Genomic DNA, 14,358 nt, shown 5'->3' on the forward strand with positions numbered 1-14,358 from the left:
GGGTTATACCTCGATGTCCGCCAGGTTGCCGTAGTCCTCGAGCCAGCTCTTGCGGTCCGGCGCCCGTTTCTTGGCCAGCAGCATGTCCATCATCTCCAGGGTGCCGTCGTCGGCCTCGCGGGTGAGCTGCACCAGGCGGCGGGTGTCGGCGGCCATGGTGGTTTCGCGCAGCTGCAGCGGGCTCATCTCGCCCAGCCCCTTGAAGCGCTGGACATTCGGCGTGCCGCGCTTGCCCTCGAGCTGGCGAAGGATCGCCGCCTTCTCGCTCTCGTCCAGGGCGTAGTGCACCTCCTTGCCCAGGTCGATGCGGTAGAGCGGCGGCATGGCGACGAAGACGTGGCCGGCATCCACCAGGGCCGGGAAGTGGCGCACGAAAAGCGCACAGAGCAGGGTGGCGATGTGCAGGCCGTCGGAATCGGCGTCAGCGAGGATGCAGATCTTGTGGTAGCGCAGCTTGGAGAGATCGCTGCTGCCCGGGTCCATGCCGATCGCCACGGCGATGTCGTGGACCTCCTGGGAGCCGTAGATGTCATGGCTCTCCACCTCCCAGGTGTTGAGGATCTTGCCGCGCAGGGGCAAGATCGCCTGGGTCTCGCGATGGCGCGCCTGTTTGGCGCTGCCGCCGGCGCTATCGCCCTCCACCAGGAAGAGCTCGCTGGCCGCCGGGTCCTGCCCTGAGCAGTCGGCGAGCTTGCCGGGCAGCGCCGGGCCGGAAGTGACCTTCTTGCGCGCCACCTTTTTCGCGCTCTTCTGGCGGCGCTGGGCAGCGCTGATGACCAGCTCGGCGAGCGCCTCGGCCTGGTCGACATGGTGGTTGAGCCACAGCGAGAAGGCGTCCTTGACCACGCCGGACACGAAGGCCGCCACGGTGCGTGAGGAGAGGCGCTCCTTGGTCTGGCCGGCGAACTGCGGGTCGAGCATCTTCACCGAGAGCACGTAGCTGACGCGCTCCCAGAGGTCGTCGGCGGTGAGCTTGACGCCGCGCGGCAACAGGCTTCGGTACTCGCAGAACTCGCGCAGCGCCTCGAGCAGTCCCGAGCGCAGGCCGTTGACGTGGGTGCCGCCCTGGGGCGTGGGAATCAGGTTGACGTAGCTCTCGAGCAGCGGCTCGCCGCCCTCGGGCAGCCACTGGATCGCCCAGTCCACCGCCTGCTCGTCGTCGGCGAAGTGGCCCACCAGCGGCGAGGCCGGCAGCACCTCGTAACCGTCGGTGGCCTGGGCCAGGTAATCGCGCAGGCCGTCGGCGTACTGCCAGACGCTCTCCGTGCCGTCCGTGTCCACCAGGGTTACCTTGAGACCCGGGCAGAGCACCGCCTTGGCGCGCAGCACGTGCTTGAGCCGGCCCATGGCGAGCTTCGGGCTGTCGAAGTAGCTGAGGTCGGGCCAGAAGCGCACCAGGGTGCCGGTGGCGCGCTTGGGCGCACTGCCCACCACGCCGAGCTCGGCGACCTTCTCGCCGTGCTCGAAGGCCATGGCATGGCGGGCGCCGTCGCGCACCACCTCCACTTCCAGACGACTCGATAGCGCATTGACCACCGAGACCCCCACGCCGTGCAGGCCGCCGGAGAAGCGGTAGCTGGACTGGGAGAACTTGCCGCCGGCGTGCAGCCGGGTGAGGATCAGCTCGATGCCGGAGACGCCGTGCTCCGGGTGGATGTCGATGGGCATGCCGCGACCGTCGTCGGCCACCTCGATGCCGCCATCCTCGCGCAGCCGCACGGTGATCTCGCGGGCATGGCCGGCGAGCGCCTCGTCGACGCTGTTGTCGATGACCTCCTGGGCCAGGTGATTGGGACGGCTGGTGTCGGTGTACATGCCGGGGCGCTTGCGGACCGGCTCCAGGCCGGAGAGCACCTCGATCGAGCTGGCACTGTATTGCGTCATGCGTCGTCGTCCTGATGGATGATGCGCCCGGCGGGCAGGGCATGGCCGCCATGGGCGAAAATCGCCGGCAGATAGGCCGCCAAGGCGCTGAACCCGTGATCTCCGCCGGGGTGAATCACGCTGTGCGCCCCGCGATAGAGCGCAAAAGCTTCGGCCGGGTCGAGCGTCTCGTCGGCGGTGCCGAGCAGCAGCAGGTAGCGCTCGGCGCGCACCCGGGACGGCGTCAAGGCCGCCAGCTCCCGGCGATGCGCCGCCGTCACCGTGAAGCGCTCACCGGTGTAGTCGTTGACGAACGCCTCGCCAAGCCACTCGGCGACCAGCGCCGCGGGATTCACCGCCGGATTGATCAGCACCGCCGGCAGGTCGTGGCGCTCGGCCAGGCAGGTGGCCAGAAAGCCGCCCATGGAGCTGCCCACCAGCAGCGGGCTTGGGCCCAGATCCGCGAACTGGCGTTCGGCCAGTGAAAACGCCGCCTGCGGCCGATGAGGCAGCTGCGGCGTGGCGCAGGGCAGCGCCAGCGCGGCGCAGGCGGCACGCATCAGCGCCGCCTTGGGTGAGCCATGGCCGCTGTTGAAGCCGTGAAGGTAGAGCACACCACTGGCCCGCGTCGCTTGCAGCGGCGCACTCAGCATACCCAACACCCTGTATGCATTGCCAGTGTTCTCTGCGGATCAGTCGTCACCGACGGCCTCCGCCTGCCACACCGCCTCAACCAGCGCGCGGGTAGAGGCGTCCATGCCTTCGTGGCCGCGGTGACTCGCCAGGATGCGCTCGGTCTCGCCGGCGATCTGCTTGCCGAGCTCCACACCCCACTGATCGAAGGAGTTGATGTCCCAGATGGTCGCCTGCACGAACACCTTGTGCTCGTAGAGAGCGACCAGCGCCCCGAGCGTGGCCGGCGTCAGGCGGTCGAGCAGCAGCGTGGTGGAGGGCTGGTTGCCGCGGTAGCGCTTGTGGCCGGGGCGCGGCCCCGCCTCCTCGATGGCGTCGTCGCCAAGCATCAGCAGGCGCGACTGGGCGAAGCAGTTGGCCAGCGTCAGGCGGTGCTGCGCCTTGAGGTGTTCGCGGGTGGCCTCGTCCTCGACGTCGTCGTAGCGGCGCAGCGGGGCGATGAAGTCACACACCACCGGCTGGGTGCCCTGGTGCAGAAGCTGGTAGAAGGCGTGCTGGGCGTTGGGCCCGAGCTGGCCCCACAGCACCGGGCAGGTGGAGTAGTTCACCTGGCGACCGTCGTGGGTCGCCGACTTGCCGTTGGACTCCATCTCCAGCTGTTCGAGGTAGGCGGCGAAGTACTCCAGCCGCCCGTCGTAAGGCAGGATGGAGTGGGCGCGGATGTCGAGGAAGTTGACGTTCCAGATCCCCGCCAGGGCGAGCAGCACCGGCAGATTGTCGGCGAGGGGCGCGCCGGCGAAGTGCTCGTCCATGGCGTGGGCGCCAGCCAGCAGTTCGCGGAAATTCGCCATGCCCACCACCAGGGCGATGGGCAGGCCGATGGCCCCCCACAGCGAATAGCGCCCGCCGACCCACTCCCAGAACTCGAGCTGGTTGGCCTCGGCAATGCCCCACTCGGTCATCTTCTCGGGCTTGGCGGAGACGCCGATGAAGTGCTGGCGCATCACCAGGGCGTCGTCCACCCCCTCCTGGTTGCCCAGGCGCGCCATCAGCCAGTCGCGGGCGGTGCGCGCGTTGGACAGGGTGTCGATGGTGGTGAAGGACTTCGAGGAGAGCACGAAGAGCGTGGTCTCGGGGTTGAAGCGGCTCAGGTAGGCAGCGAGTTGGGAGCCGTCCATGGTCGAGGCGAAGTGCACATCGACGCGGTGCACATCCGCAAGCCGGTAGTCGGCCAGGGCGTGGGTCACCATCAGCGGGCCCAGGTCGGAGCCGCCAACGCCGAGGTTGACCACATCGCGGATGGGGCGCCCGGTGGCGCCGCGCCACTGAGCGGTGTGAAAACGGGTCACCATCTCGTCCATGCGTGACAGCGTCGCCTGAACACCCGGCACCAGGTCTTCGCCGTCCACCACCAGGCTGGCCTCGGCGGGCAGGCGCAGCGCAGTGTGCAGCGCCGGCCGGTTCTCGCTGATGTTGACCCGCTCACCGGCGAGCAGGGCCCGGATTGCCTCGGGAAGCCGTGCCTCCCGGGCCAGGTCGAGGAGCCTCTCCAGCGTCTCCGCACTCCAGCGCTGCTTGGATAGGTCCAGGGTGAGGCCCGCCGCGCGGCGGGTGAAGGCGTCGCCTCGCGCGGTGTCGGCAAAGAGGTCGCTCAGGTGCGTGCCGCGCATGGCCTCGGCATGGTTCGCCAGGGCCTGCCAGGCGGCGCTCTGGTCGATGGGGGCGTGGCGCATGACTCCTCCGTGACGTCGCCGTGCAGCCGGCAGCGCGGATGCGTAAAATGGGTGCCCACTCCGCTGCCGCCGGCCGACTATGAGTACTGCATCTTACCGTGACGCAATCTATTCGACACCCCTCGACCGAGTGGCGCGCTTTTCGTTCGACGAACAGGTCGTGGCCTGCTTTCCCGACATGATCCGCCGCTCGGTGCCGGGCTACGGACAGATACTCGGCATGCTGGGGCTGATCGCGCGGCGTCACCTGCGCCACGGCGCCCACGTCTACGACCTGGGCTGCTCACTCGGGGCCGGCGGCCTGGCCCTGGCCGGGTCGCTGCCGCCCGACGCCTTCCGCTATACCGGCGTCGACCTCTCGCCGGCCATGGTCGCCCGCGCCCGCGAGATGCTCGCCGCCGAGTGCCCGGAGCATGCCCTCGAGGTCGTCGAAGGCGACATCCGCACCCTCGCCTACCGCCCTTCGGGGATGATTCTGCTCAACTTCACCCTGCAGTTCCTCGATCCCGCGGAGCGTGACGCCGTGATCGCCGCGCTCTACGAGGCGCTCGAGCCCGGCGGGGTGCTGGTGCTCTCCGAGAAGGTCGTCGACCCCGACGAGGCCGACAACGCCTGGCGCGTGGAGCGCTACCACGACTTCAAGCGCGCCAACGGCTACAGCGAGCTGGAAATCAGCCAGAAGCGCACGGCGCTGGAGAACGTGCTGGTGCCCGACACTCTCGACGCCCACCACGCGCGGCTGGCTCGCGCCGGCTTCCCGCGTTCGCTGACCTGGTTCCAGTACCTCAATTTCGCTTCGCTGATCGCCTTCAAGGGGTGACACGCCATGAGCGGGCTTGCGGGAATGCTTGCGGGAACGCTGCTGAGCCTCGCCCTGGCACTCTATCTGGCCACCGCCTGGTGGCATGTGCGCAAGCCCCTGCCGACCGGCCTGGGTCTGACAGGCCCCTGGCGCGAGGCACGCGACGTCCAGCTCCGGCTCGACGAGACCTGGCTCGATGACGCCGGCCAGAGGCACTCCCGCGGTCAGCTCCTCGACGAGCGGCTGGCGTTGATCGCCCAAGCACGTCGCCTGGTAGTGCTCGACGTCTTTCAGTTCAGCGACCCCGCCGACTGCCCGGCCGACTGCCGCCCCGGCATCGCCGCAGCGCTGTGCGAGGCGCTGCTGGCACGCCAGCGGGCGGTGCCCGACCTCAGGGTCGTGGTGATCACCGATCCGATCAACAGTGCCTACGGCGGGCGTGCGACACCCCATCTCGACGCCCTGCGCGCCGCCGGCATCCGCGTGGTCGAAACCCGCCTCGCCGCCACCCGCGACCCCAATCCCAGCTGGAACGCCCTGTGGCGGCTGCTGTTTCGCTGGTGGGGCAATGCCCCACACGGCTGGCTGCCGAATCCGGTGGGCCCCGGCCGGGTCACGTTGCGCAGCTACCTGGCCGCGCTCAACCTCAACACCAACCACCGCAAGACGCTCGTCGTCGACCACGGCAACGACTGGCGCGCCCTGGTCGGCTCGGCCAACCTCGACGACACGGCCAGCGCCTATCGCGAGGCGGGACTCGTCTTCTCGGGGCCCGCCGCCCTCGACCTGCTCGCCAGCGAATCGGGCATCGCCGCCTTCTCGGGCGCTACCGCTCTCGCCCTGCCGGCCGCACCGCCGGCTTCCGACACCGCTGCGGAATCACCGTCACCCGCCCTGCGCGTGCTCGGCGAGGGCGCGATACGCCACGCCCTGCTCGCTCTCATCGACGACGCCCGACCGCCGGAGCGGCTCGACCTCGAGGCGCTCTACCTCGCCCACCGCGGGGTGATCCGCGCCCTGCTCGCCGCCCACCGCCGCGGCGTGGCGGTGCGCGTGCTGCTCGACCCCAGCCACGAGGCCTTCGGCCTGGCGCTGCACGGCGTGCCCAACCGCCCGGTCGCCGCGGAACTGCAGCGCACCGGCATCCCCGTGCGCTGGTGCGACACCCGCGGCGAGCAGGCCCACGCCAAGCTGCTGCTCAGAAGCGGCGGCACACGCCCCGCCCGGCTGCTGCTCGGCTCGGCCAACTTCACCCGCCGAAGCCTCGACAACCTCAACCTGGAGGCCAACGTGGAACTCGTCGCCGACGCCGACCACCCGGCGATCCGAGACGCCCTCGCCGCCTTCTCGCGCCACTGCCACAACGCGCCCCGGGCGCGCTTCAGCGTCGACTACGCCACCTACGCCGATGCCTCGCGGCGACGCTACTGGCTCTATCGGCTGATGGAAGCTACCGGCTGGTGCACTTTTTGAACACATTCTGAGAACAAGGACTCTCTCATGCCCCACGCGCACCGCGACCTTCTCCACGCCTTCGTCGACCAGGGCCTCGATCGCTGGCTGGCCCGGCTGCCCGAACAGCTTGCCGCCGGCCTCGACCGCCGGCGCTACGGCGACCTGCCGGCCTGGGAGAAGGCCGTGGCCAAGCTGCCCGCCTTGCCGGAAGAGCGGGCCGTGCGGTTGGATGGCGACACCGTCACGGTCGATTGCGCACTGACCGACAGCCAGCGCCGCCAGTGCGAGAGCCTGCTGAAAGCGCTGATGCCATGGCGCAAGGGACCGTACCGGCTGGGCGAAGTGACCCTCGACACGGAGTGGCGCTCCGACTGGAAGTGGCGGCGGGTGGCTCCGCACCTCGCCGACCTGCGCGGGCGACGCGTGCTCGACGTGGGGGGCGGCAACGGCTACCACGCCTGGCGCATGGCCGGAGCCGGGGCCGCCTTCGTGCTGGTGATCGACCCCTCGCCGCGCTTCTTCTACCAGTTCCAGGCGGTGCGCCATTTCGTCGGCGACGCCGATGGCGGGCGCACTCACTTCCTGCCGGTGGGCATCGAGGCGGTGCCCGAGCGGCTCGCCTTCTTCGACACGGTCTTCTCCATGGGCGTGCTCTACCACCGCCCCTCCCCGCTGGAGCACCTGGTCCAGCTGAAGGAGGCGCTGCGCCCCGGGGGCGAGCTGGTGCTGGAGACGCTGGTGGTGGAAGGCGACGAGACCACCGTACTGCTGCCCGGCGAGCGCTACGCCGCCATGCCCAACGTCTACTTCCTGCCATCGTCGTCCGCGCTGTGCCGGTGGCTCGAGCGGACGGGATTCGAGAACGTGCGGGTGGTCGACGAGGCGGTGACCACCACGGACGAGCAGCGCGCCACCGAGTGGATGACCTTCCAGTCGCTGGCCGACTTCCTCGACCCCGACGACCCGACACGGACCCGCGAGGGCTACCCCGCGCCGCGCCGCGCCGTGGTTATGGCCAATCGGCCGCGGTAGGCAGGGCTATTGCAGCATCTCCAGCAGGGTCGGGTGCCAGTCCGACGCCGGAATCTCGCCCATGCGGCCCAACAGCCGGCGTTTGTCGATGCAGCGAATCTGATCGAGCAGGATACGGGCCGACTTGTCCTGGAACGTGACCTCCGGACGACACCCCAGCGGCTGCCCCTTGCTGGTCACCGGGGCGACGATGACCCGAGGCAGCGCCGCGTTCATGTCATCGGGCGATACCACCAGCGCAGGCCGCGTCTTGCGTATTTCGGTGCCCACTATGGGATCGAGGTTGACCCAGTAGACCTGACCGCGGCACACCGTGCGGCCTACCATTGCCACTCATCCGTGTCGGCGTCGATGGCCTCCGGCCATGTATCCTCATCCCTGGCAGCGTCATAGCCCTCGAACCAGCCCTCGCGGGGTCGCTTGACGGGCTCCACCACCAGCCGGTCGCCTTCGCGGTGAATCTCCACCTCATTGGTGATTTCCAGCTCGGCAAGTAGCGTTGCTGGAATCAACACCCCCTTGGAATTGCCGATCTTTCGCAGGTGCGTGCGCATCTGCCACCTCCTCACGCCATACAAGTAATAACTTTGTTATTACATATATCCGCGACCTTGTCGAGAGTGGCTAGCGCCGCAGGATCACCAGCCAGCGTCCCAGATTGAGAATGCTGGAGAGCGACGCGGCAACGTAGGTAAAAGCGCAGGCGGTGAGCACGTGGCGGGCGCCGGGCATGTCGTAAGGCGGCACGTACTCCTTAAGCAGTGGCAGGGCCCGCTGGAAGCTGGCGTCGAATTCCACCGGCAGGGTCACCAGGTGCACCAAGGCCGCGGTGCCGAAGCTGATCACCGCGGCGGCCACCACCAGGGCGAGTCCGCCGGGCAGGCGAGTGATGATGAACAGGAAGGGGGCGGCCATCATCAGCAGCGCCCCGATCTTCTCGGCGCGCTGGGCCACCGCTACCAGGCGCGAACGGGCCAGCAGCGGTGCATAGCCCTGGTGGTGCTGGATGGCGTGGCCCACCTCGTGGGCGGCCACGGTCACGGCGGTGAGCGAGCGCCCGTCGTACACCTCCGGCGAGAGGCGCACACGACGCGCCTGGGGGTCATAGTGGTCGCCCTGCTCGCTGCGTTCCACCTTGACGCCCTCGATACCCTGCCGGCGCAGCAGGTGGTCGGCAAGCTCCGCGCCGGTGCCCGGGTAGTCGTCACGCCCGCGTGCATGGCGCTTGAGCACCCACTTCGCCCAGGCGTTGGGCAGCAGAAACACCGCCAGCAGCAGCGCAATCAGCAGCACGATCATCGAACGGGGCTCCGGGAAGGTTTCATCATTGGACACAGCCTACCAGAACCGGTTTCCGGCGCGATGACCGCCGACAAAGAAGGTTCTTCGCAGATCGGCGTGAATCTGTTTTACAGGCTACATGGTGGGAGGCCGGCTCTGCCGGGCGAAGGCGCCGCAGGCGCCCTTTCGGCAGCGCTGCGCGCTGCTTCGTCGAGGCGTCGAACCGGAGCTAAAGCTCCCTCCCACAAAGCTATTTCGCGCCAGTCTGCGAAGAATCAAAAAAGCAGCGGGCCCGGCCGCCAATGCGACCGGGCCCGCTGCGATGACAGAGTGGCCAGTTACTTCAGCAGCTCGCGCAGGTCCTTCGCCTCCCAGTGCGGGAAGTACTTGCGCACCAGGGCGTTGAGCTCCAGCTCGAAGCCCGCCCAGTCGATCTCGCCGCTGGCAGTGGCTTCCCCCGCCAGGACGTCGCGCACCATGCCGGCCCCCACGGTGACGTTGGTCAGCCGGTCGATGACGATGAAGCTGCCGGTGCCCGGGCTACGCGAATAGCGATCCAACGGCACCTCGGCGGTCAGCTCGACGCGGCAGCGGGCGATGGCGTTGAGGTTAAGCCTGTCGGCGGCGTGGCGCTCGAGGGTATTGACGTCCACCTGGTGGAGGATCTCGCTCACCCGCCCCGACACGGCCCGGCCGGCCAGGCGGAAATCGACCTGGCGCCCTGGCTCCAGGGGCTGGTCGTGCATCCACACGATGTCGGCCTCGAAGGCATTGCTGCGATCCACCTCATCGTCGGCGGCGACCAGCCAGTCGCCACGCGAGATGTCGAGCTCGTCGGCCAGCGTCACGGTGATCGCCTGACCCGGCCAGGCGGCCTCGAGGTCGCCGTCATAGGTAACGATGCGCTCGACACGGCTGGTCTTGCCGGAGGGCAGCACCTTTACCGCCTGCCCCGGGCGCAGCACGCCCGCCTCCAGGGTGCCGGCGTAGCCGCGAAAGTCGAGGTTGGGGCGATTGACGTACTGCACCGGCAGGCGCAGGTCCGAGAGGTTCTGGTCGCGCACCACCTCGACGGTCTCGAGCAGCGAGAGCAGCGGCGCCTCCTCGTACCACGGCATGGCGGCGCTTTGGTTGACCACGTTGTCGCCCTCCAGCGCCGAGATCGGCACGAAGCGGATGTCGCGTGCCGACAATTGCTCGGCAAAGGCGCGGTACTCGGCGACGATCTCCTCGAAACGCGCCTGGTCGTAGTCCACCAGGTCCATCTTGTTGACCGCCACCACCAGGTGCTGGATGCCCAGCAGGTCGGCGATGAAGCTGTGCCGCCGGGTCTGGGTCTGCACGCCGTGGCGGGCATCGATCAGGATGATGGCGAGGCTCGCCGTGGAGGCGCCGGTAGCCATGTTGCGGGTGTACTGCTCATGACCCGGGGTGTCGGCGATGATGAACTTGCGCTTGTCGGTGGAGAAGAAGCGGTAGGCGACATCGATGGTGATGCCCTGCTCGCGCTCCGACTGCAACCCGTCGACCAGCAGCGCCAGATCCACCGCCTCGCCGGTGGTGCCGCTGGTCTTGGAAGCCTGGGTGATCGCCGCTAGCTGGTCGTCGAAGATCATCTTGGAGTCGTGCAACAGGCGCCCGATCAGCGTCGACTTGCCGTCATCCACGCTGCCGCAGGTGATGAAGCGCAGCAGGTCCTTCTGTTCGTGCTCGTGCAGGTATTGCTCGATGTTGTCGGCAATGAGTGTCGATTGGTGTGCCATCTGACCGCCCCCTTAAAAGTATCCTTCGCGCTTCTTCTTCTCCATCGACCCGGCCTGGTCGTGGTCGATGGCGCGGCCGCTGCGCTCGCTGGTGCGGGTCAGCAGCATCTCCTGGATGATCTCGGGCAGCGTCGCGGCTTTCGACTCCACCGCCCCGGTGAGCGGGTAGCAACCCAGGGTGCGGAAGCGCACCCAGCGCTCCTCGGGCACCTCGCCGGGTTCGAGCGGCAGCCGCTCGTCGTCGACCATCACCAGCATGCCGTCGCGCTTCACCACCGGTCGCGGGGCGGCGTAGTAGAGCGGCACGATGGGAATCTGCTCCAGGTGGATGTACTGCCAGATGTCCAGCTCGGTCCAGTTGGAGAGCGGAAAGGCGCGGATCGACTCGCCCTTCTGCACCCGGGCGTTGTAGAGGTTCCACAGCTCGGGGCGCTGGTTCTTGGGGTCCCAGCGGTGAAACTTGTCGCGGAAAGAGAAGACGCGCTCCTTGGCGCGCGAGGCCTCCTCGTCGCGGCGTGCCCCACCGAAGGCGGCATCGAAGCCGTACTTGTCCAGCGCCTGCTTGAGCGACTGGGTCTTCATCACGTCGGTGTAGGCGCTCGAGCCGTGCTCGAAGGGGTTGATGCCCGCCTCGACACCCTCCTGGTTGATGTGCTCGATCAGCTCCATGCCCGATTCCGCCGCCATGCGGTCTCGGAACTCGATCATCTCGCGGAACTTCCAGGTGGTGTTGACGTGCATCAGCGGGAATGGCGGCGGCCCGGGATAGAAGGCCTTGCGCGCCAGGTGCAGCATCACCGAGGAGTCCTTGCCAATGGAGTAGAGCATCACCGGATTGGCAAACTCGGCGGCCACCTCGCGGATGATGTGGATCGACTCGGCCTCGAGCTGCTGCAGGTGGGTCATCCGGCGCGGCGTGAGTGCGGCCGACTCGGCCGCGGGCGCTGGGTCACGAGTCGCGGCGTGTCGCGCTGGGGCATGAAGACTGGTCATCGGCCCGTGTACCTCGCATGGTCGCATGGCGAAATGAAGTGGTTGCGCACAGGGTACGACGGGCTGGTAATAACACGAAAGAATGATTGCCTATCTTTTTAGGCAGTCTAGGAATAACGAACCGCTAGAGCTCGACGCGCTCCACCCAGGTATCCCAGTCATCGCCGCGCAGCTCGACGACGCGGTAGCCGGGACGCGACGCCTCGTCGATGGCGAACGCCGCCGAGCCGGCGAGGAACTGGTCGGTGGTGGAGGGACAGCCGTAGACCGCCACCTCGCCCTCGGCGTGGCGCTGACGGCTGGCAAAGGCCTGGTGGATGTGGCCACACAGGATCAGCCGCACCTGGGGATAGGCCGCCAGGGTCTGCCACAGTGCCTCGCGATCGGCGAGCCCGATGGCATCTAGCCACTCCGAGCCCACGGCCAGGGGCGGATGGTGCATGGTAATCAGCGTCGGTCGGTCGTCCGCCTCGAGGCGCTCGGCCAGCGCCGCCAGCTGCGCCTCGCCGAGCTCGCCGTGGGGATGGCCGCTCACCCGGGTGTCGAGCAGCAGCAGCCGCCAGCCATCGAGTTCGACCTCGGTCTGGAGTTCGCGCACGGCCGCCATCTGCGCCGGGTCGTCGTGGTTGCCGGCCAGCCAGAACCAGGGACAGCCCAGCCGCGCCAGGGCGCGTTCGGCCAGCTGATAGGAAGCCGCCGTCTCATCCTGGCTGATATCGCCGGTGATCAATACCAGGTCGGGGCGCTCGTCGACGACCGCCTCGAGCGCGCGCTCGAGCTGGCGCAGTGGAAAGCCCGCTCGCGAGCGGGCCCGGGGATCGGCGTGCAGGTGGCAGTCGGTGACCTGGATCAGGCGCATCGGGGCGGTATCTCGTCAGGACGATTCATTCGGGGGAACGGGCTCAGGGTAACTGGGGCAGGTCGGCATGGCCGTGGGCCAGACCGTGGGAGAGCCATTCGCCGAGAAACCGGTTGAGCTGGAGCTTCTCGTCGGGCTGGTGCATGCGCACGTTGGGATAGCGGTAACGGCCGTCGAAATGGCGCTCGCGCTGGAAGTCGGTGACCTCGGCCATGCGTACGTCATGATAAAGATGCACGCGCATGCGTGGCGGCTCGATCAGCGCGTCCATGATGCCACTCTGGGTGACTCGCACCACGGTCGTGTAGGGTGCCTCTTCCTGGACCGCCAGGCGCAGCGTGCCGAAACGGCCGCGATCGCCGGCGAGCTCCAGTTCCCGGCTCTCGCCCGCCGTCAGGTCACCCAGCAGCCGCATCAGGCGCAGGTAGTTGGCGCTACATTCGCTCTGCAGGCCCTTCAGATCGGTGACGTACGCACTTCTTGCCACGCTACCTCCTTGCTCTCAGCGACGCTCGCTGGCCAGCCAGCCAGTGGAAGGCGATCAGCGACATCGCATTGTCGAGTCGCCCTGCCTCGAGGAGTTCCCACGCTTCGCCAAACCCTAGCACATGCACGCGGATGTCCTCGTGCTCCTCGTCGAGGCCGTGAACGCCGCCGAGCCCCGCGCTGTCGATCAGGGCACAAAACAGCGTCACTCGTTCGTTACAGGCGCCGGGGCTGGGGTAGTAAGTGTGCAGCTCGATCAGCTCACCCACCGCGCAGTCGGCCTCTTCGTGAGCCTCGCGGCGGGCCACCTCGGCCGGGCTCTCCCCCGGCTTCACCAGGCCGGCCACCACCTCGAGCTTCCACGGCGAAGCGGGATCGTCCAGCGCCCCGGCACGGATCTGCTCCACCAGCACCACGGCGTCGCGCTCCACGTCGTAGAGCAGCACGCCCACGGCGTCGTGGCGACGGTGCACCTCGCGCACCACCTCCTGGCTCCAGCCGCCGTCGAAGAGACGGTGGCGCAGGTGAACCTGCTCCAGGCTGAAGAAGCCCTGATGCAGGCAGCGGCGCTCGAGCAGCTCCACGTCGGCCACCGTGAAAGGCGGTTGGAAGGGGGCGCGAAGGTGGCCCTTGGCGGTCTCGGCCATGCCGGTCTCCCGAAAAACGAATAGCGACCATTATCATGGCCGCGGGCAGCCCTGCCAACCTTCGGCACGCTGCCCCGCTGACGCCATGGCCTGACAGCGCCGGATGACGTATGTTGGCCGGCAACCAGCCCATCAAGACGGTAGTAGGCATCATGAAAGGCCGCAACATGACCCGCTGGCGCGACCCCGCCAAGGACCCGCGCCAGGAACCCAAGAGCAACCTGATCACCGCCGAGGGCGCGGCGCGCCTGCGCGGCATCCTCGACCACCTGTCGCGGGTCAAGCGTCCGGCGCTCTCCACCAAGGTGGGCGAGGCCGCCGCGCTCGGCGACCGATCGGAGAACGCCGACTACACCTACAACAAGAAGGAGCTCAACCGGGTCATCGCGCGCATCCGCTACCTGACCAAGCGCCTCGACGAACTGCAGGTGGTGGACCGGCTGCCGGCGGACACCGGCAAGGTCTATTTCGGCGCCTTCGTGACGCTGGAAGACGACGACGGCGAAGAGACACGGATTCGCATCGTCGGTCACGACGAGACCGACACGACAAAGCGCTGGATCAGCGTCGACGCTCCGCTGGCCAAGGTGTTGCTGGGCAAGGCGCTCGACGACGAAGTCACCGTCGCCGCTCCCGGCGGCGAGACCACCTATATCATTACCGAGATCGACTATCGCGATCCGCAGGATGGATCCTCAGAGTAGCCTGCCATGCCTGTTGTCTTCCGTTATCGAGGCATACGCTTCTTTTTCTTTCCTGATTACTCATGTTGACCAGCCATCACGCGAGCCTGGGGCTATACTGGAATCAC

General features: G+C 68.0%; 15 protein-coding genes. 4 read left to right on the top strand and 11 right to left on the bottom strand.

Annotated features, from left to right (window positions below; translation table 11 throughout):
* Window positions 1-3: 3 nt before the first annotated feature.
* The 3 genes from parE to pgi are packed head-to-tail and all read right to left on the bottom strand — an operon-like array spanning window position 4 to window position 4,229.
* A complete protein-coding gene (gene parE / locus FEF15_RS09435; protein WP_163558901.1) occupies window positions 4-1,884 on the bottom strand; it encodes a DNA topoisomerase IV subunit B in 1,881 nt (626 codons plus the stop codon).
* A complete protein-coding gene (locus FEF15_RS09440; RefSeq protein WP_163558902.1) occupies window positions 1,881-2,516 on the bottom strand; it encodes a YqiA/YcfP family alpha/beta fold hydrolase in 636 nt (211 codons plus the stop codon). The genes parE and FEF15_RS09440 overlap by 4 nt, the downstream gene beginning before the upstream one ends.
* A gap of 39 nt (window positions 2,517-2,555) precedes the next feature.
* Complete coding sequence (pgi, locus tag FEF15_RS09445) at window positions 2,556-4,229, bottom strand: glucose-6-phosphate isomerase (RefSeq protein ID WP_163558903.1); 1,674 nt, start codon at window positions 4,227-4,229, stop codon at window positions 2,556-2,558.
* A gap of 79 nt (window positions 4,230-4,308) precedes the next feature.
* Here pgi and cmoA point away from each other — a divergent pair, with 79 nt between their 5' ends.
* The 3 genes from cmoA to cmoB are packed head-to-tail and all read left to right on the top strand — an operon-like array spanning window position 4,309 to window position 7,518.
* On the top strand, window positions 4,309-5,049 hold the full coding sequence (gene cmoA / locus FEF15_RS09450; RefSeq protein WP_163558904.1) for a carboxy-S-adenosyl-L-methionine synthase CmoA: 741 nt from the start codon (window positions 4,309-4,311) through the stop codon (window positions 5,047-5,049).
* Between the two features lie 6 nt (window positions 5,050-5,055).
* Window positions 5,056-6,504, top strand: coding sequence for a phospholipase D-like domain-containing protein (locus FEF15_RS09455; RefSeq protein ID WP_240454124.1), 1,449 nt, complete (start codon window positions 5,056-5,058; stop codon window positions 6,502-6,504).
* A gap of 27 nt (window positions 6,505-6,531) precedes the next feature.
* On the top strand, window positions 6,532-7,518 hold the full coding sequence (gene cmoB / locus FEF15_RS09460) for a tRNA 5-methoxyuridine(34)/uridine 5-oxyacetic acid(34) synthase CmoB (protein WP_163558905.1): 987 nt from the start codon (window positions 6,532-6,534) through the stop codon (window positions 7,516-7,518).
* Between the two features lie 6 nt (window positions 7,519-7,524).
* Here cmoB and FEF15_RS09465 read toward each other — a convergent pair whose 3' ends face one another.
* From FEF15_RS09465 to FEF15_RS09500, 8 genes are all read right to left on the bottom strand, one after another.
* Entirely contained in the window at window positions 7,525-7,845 is a 321-nt protein-coding gene (locus tag FEF15_RS09465; protein ID WP_163558906.1) for a type II toxin-antitoxin system PemK/MazF family toxin, read from the bottom strand.
* Window positions 7,839-8,072: an AbrB/MazE/SpoVT family DNA-binding domain-containing protein gene (locus FEF15_RS09470; protein WP_163558907.1), complete on the bottom strand. Its 234-nt coding sequence runs from the start codon at window positions 8,070-8,072 to the stop codon at window positions 7,839-7,841. Before FEF15_RS09470 ends, FEF15_RS09465 begins: the two co-directional genes overlap by 7 nt.
* Before the next feature lie 70 nt (window positions 8,073-8,142).
* Window positions 8,143-8,817 carry a zinc metallopeptidase gene (locus FEF15_RS09475; RefSeq protein WP_163558908.1) on the bottom strand — a complete coding sequence of 225 codons (675 nt, stop codon included), beginning with the start codon at window positions 8,815-8,817 and terminating at the stop codon, window positions 8,143-8,145.
* Window positions 8,818-9,137: 320 nt separating this feature from the next.
* Window positions 9,138-10,562, bottom strand: a complete 1,425-nt coding sequence (gene cysN / locus FEF15_RS09480; RefSeq protein ID WP_163558909.1) for a sulfate adenylyltransferase subunit CysN — start codon at window positions 10,560-10,562, stop codon at window positions 9,138-9,140.
* Between the two features lie 12 nt (window positions 10,563-10,574).
* On the bottom strand, window positions 10,575-11,555 hold the full coding sequence (cysD, locus tag FEF15_RS09485) for a sulfate adenylyltransferase subunit CysD (RefSeq protein ID WP_163558910.1): 981 nt from the start codon (window positions 11,553-11,555) through the stop codon (window positions 10,575-10,577).
* Window positions 11,556-11,679: 124 nt separating this feature from the next.
* Window positions 11,680-12,414 (bottom strand): phosphodiesterase, encoded by a 735-nt coding sequence (locus tag FEF15_RS09490; protein WP_163558911.1) that lies wholly within the window; start codon window positions 12,412-12,414, stop codon window positions 11,680-11,682.
* 43 nt (window positions 12,415-12,457) lie between these two features.
* A complete protein-coding gene (locus tag FEF15_RS09495; protein ID WP_163558912.1) occupies window positions 12,458-12,901 on the bottom strand; it encodes a DUF1249 domain-containing protein in 444 nt (147 codons plus the stop codon).
* 1 nt (window position 12,902) lies between these two features.
* A complete protein-coding gene (locus FEF15_RS09500) occupies window positions 12,903-13,547 on the bottom strand; it encodes an NUDIX domain-containing protein (protein ID WP_163558913.1) in 645 nt (214 codons plus the stop codon).
* 152 nt (window positions 13,548-13,699) lie between these two features.
* Between FEF15_RS09500 and greB the strand changes: the two genes are divergently transcribed.
* A complete protein-coding gene (gene greB, locus FEF15_RS09505; protein ID WP_163558927.1) occupies window positions 13,700-14,251 on the top strand; it encodes a transcription elongation factor GreB in 552 nt (183 codons plus the stop codon).
* Window positions 14,252-14,358 lie beyond the last annotated feature (107 nt).

Origin of the sequence: Halomonas sp. NO4 (assembly GCF_010994375.1) — a bacterium.
Taxonomy (GTDB): Bacteria; Pseudomonadota; Gammaproteobacteria; order Pseudomonadales; family Halomonadaceae; genus Halomonas.